2 protein-coding genes and 1 tRNA gene are annotated in these 2,616 nt (G+C 61.1%); 1 reads left to right on the top strand and 2 read right to left on the bottom strand.

Going from position 1 to position 2,616, the window contains the following annotated elements; genetic code table 11:
- Positions 1-938 (bottom strand): MFS transporter (locus tag EOA24_RS33815; RefSeq protein ID WP_133374753.1); only part of this gene is annotated, 938 nt, incomplete at its 3' end.
- A 166-nt stretch (positions 939-1,104) separates the two neighbouring features.
- Positions 1,105-1,189: transfer RNA gene (locus tag EOA24_RS33810), tRNA-Leu, on the bottom strand.
- Between the two features lie 345 nt (positions 1,190-1,534).
- Here EOA24_RS33810 and tig point away from each other — a divergent pair.
- Positions 1,535-2,616: trigger factor (gene tig, locus EOA24_RS33805; RefSeq protein ID WP_127410575.1), on the top strand; the 1,082-nt coding region annotated here is incomplete at its 3' end.

Below are 2,616 nucleotides of genomic sequence, written 5' to 3'. Positions count from 1 at the left end.
CCATAGAGGAGAATGAAGCCGGCAATCGACCAGTGCGTGCCGTGACCCAGAATGAGAAGCAGCATGGCGAACGGCAGCGCCAATCCGGCGAAAAGCGCGGTGGTCATCCCGTCCCAGCGTCCAGCGCCCAGAAAATCGACGCCCCTGGCGCCGACCTGAAGGATGCCCAGCATCGAGCCGAAGGCGACGGCTTCTCCGGCGGGAAGTCCCTCGGCCTTAAGCAGTTCGATCAGTATGGCGCTGAATCCGAACGTGACGAAGGCATTGAGCGTGATCGCCGAAACGATCAGACGGAAGATGCCTGCCGGCACGGCTGGAGTTTTCCGGGTTGCCGGAACCGTTGACGAGGCTTTCGGCGATGGCGGCCGGCGCGGCAAGCCGAAGGCATAGAGCGGCAGGCAGACCACGATCATGGCCGCCGCGTAGACGAGGCAAGTCATGCGCCAGCCGATCAGCCCGGACAGGAAGGCGGCGGCGGGCCAGAAGATGCTGCTCGACAAGCCGGTCATCAGCATAAGCACGCCAATGGCGCTCTTGGCGCTGCTGCCGGCGACCTCGTTCAGCATGATGTAGGCCGCCGTCGTCAGCATCGCGCTCCCAGCCGTGCCAAGGATGACCCATGCGGTAAAATAGAGAACCGGCCCGTGCGCGGCCGCCAGCGCCACGAAGCCCGGAGCGGCAAGGATCGTGCCCATGATCATCACCTTGCGGGCGCCGAAGGCATTGAAAGCCTTTGCCAGCGGCGGCGCCCACAGGCCCATGACCACATAAAATACCGAATTGCCGGCGAACACCGCCGCTATGCTGATTTGAAGGTCGGCGGCTATCTGGCTGCCGACGATAGCCAACAGCCCGACCGATCCCCAGCCCATGAGCTGGGCGATCGCAAGCACGATCAGGGTTCGAACGATAGTCCTGTCCAGAATCGCGATGCGCATGCGGGTGGCCGGTCGACTGCAAACCCGCCTGCTAGCAGAGCCTCAATGTCGGTTTGATGACTGCATAGAGCAGAAGGCCTGGCGTCGGTCCTCCTTCGCCAGGGCTTCGGAGGTCGGCTCTTCGAGCTTTAGGTGGCCTGCCATACGAAGCTCGAAGAGCAAAGGATGGTGCGGATGAAGGGACTCGAACCCCCACGCCTTTCGGCACTGGAACCTAAATCCAGGGCGTCTACCAATTCCGCCACATCCGCTTTTCCCCGGCAATCCCATGTAGCCATCATTCTGTCAATGTCGAGGCTCAGATCATGCTTATCCGGCTAGACGCGAAGATAGTTGAAAATTGGCCTAGCCTGTGACAAAAGGCGTGTCGAATGTGACGGAACGTGAGTTTCCGCTTCTGCAAGATGTGAAAAGTTATAGTAAAAACAGAAACTTATTTCGCATCTGGCAAGGCGTAGTTCAGGAGAGTTTGAACCGCGTTAGCGGTCAAATCGCCAGGTTCCGTACCAAAAGCCATTTCCGGCAACATCATACCGGCAGGCTGTAAACGGCTAGGACCGTTTGGCAGTCTCATTGTTGAAAACAAAGGTTCTAGGATGCAGGTCACCGAAACGCTCAACTCCGGTCTCAAGCGCGAGATCAAGATCACCGTGCCGGCCGGTGACATGGAAGCCAAGCTGATGGCGCGGCTGACCGATGCCCGCGACAAGGTGCGCATCAACGGCTTCCGCCCGGGCAAGGTGCCGGTGCAGCACCTGCGCAAGATGTACGGCAAGTCGTTCATGGCTGAGGTCGTCAACGAAATCCTCAACGACTCGACCCGTTCGATCATCACCGGCCGCGGCGAAAAGGCCGCCATGCAGCCCGAAGTGATCATGACGGAGGACGAGAAGGAGGCCGAGAAGATCCTGGCCGGCGGCTCCGACTTCGAATTCAGCCTCAACTACGAGGTCATCCCGGCGATCGAGATCAAGGATTTCTCCGACATCAAGGTGACGCGTCAGGTCTATGACGTGCCGGAATCGGAAGTCGACGATCAGGTGAAGCGCGTTGCCGAATCGGCGCGCAGCTACGAGCCGAAGAGCGGCAAGGCCGCCGAGGGCGACCGCGTGAGCATCGACTATGTCGGCAAGATCGGCGGCGAGGCCTTCGCCGGCGGCGCCGGCACCGACCAGCCGCTTGTGCTCGGCTCCAAGGAGTTCATCCCGGGCTTCGAGGACCAGCTGATCGGCACCAAGGCCGGCGACGAGAAGCAGGTCACCGTCACCTTTCCCGAAAACTACCAGGCTGCGCATCTGGCCGGCAAGGAAGCCACCTTCGACGTCACCGTCAAGGAAGTGTCGGCGCCCGGCGAGCTCGAAGTCAATGACGAGACGGCCAAGAATCTCGGCCTGGAATCGCTCGAACGCCTGCGCGAGATCGTGCGCGGCCAGCTCGAGAACCAGTTCGGCTCGATGACCCGCCAGAAGGTGAAGCGCCAGCTGCTCGACCAGCTCGACGCATCCTACTCCTTCGAGGCGCCGTCGAAGCTTGTCGAGGCCGAGTTCAACAACATCTGGGCTCAGGTCAATCGCGATCTCGAAGCTGCCGGCCGCACCTTCGCCGACGAAGAGACCACGGAAGAAGAGGCGCGCGCCGAATATATGCGCCTTGCCGAGCGCCGCGTGCGCCTCGGACT

The organism is Mesorhizobium sp. M2A.F.Ca.ET.039.01.1.1 (assembly GCF_003998035.1).
Classification (GTDB): Bacteria; Pseudomonadota; Alphaproteobacteria; order Rhizobiales; family Rhizobiaceae; genus Mesorhizobium.
Note: the sequence above shows the minus strand (reverse complement) of the source record. Positions and strands in the feature narration are given on the sequence as shown.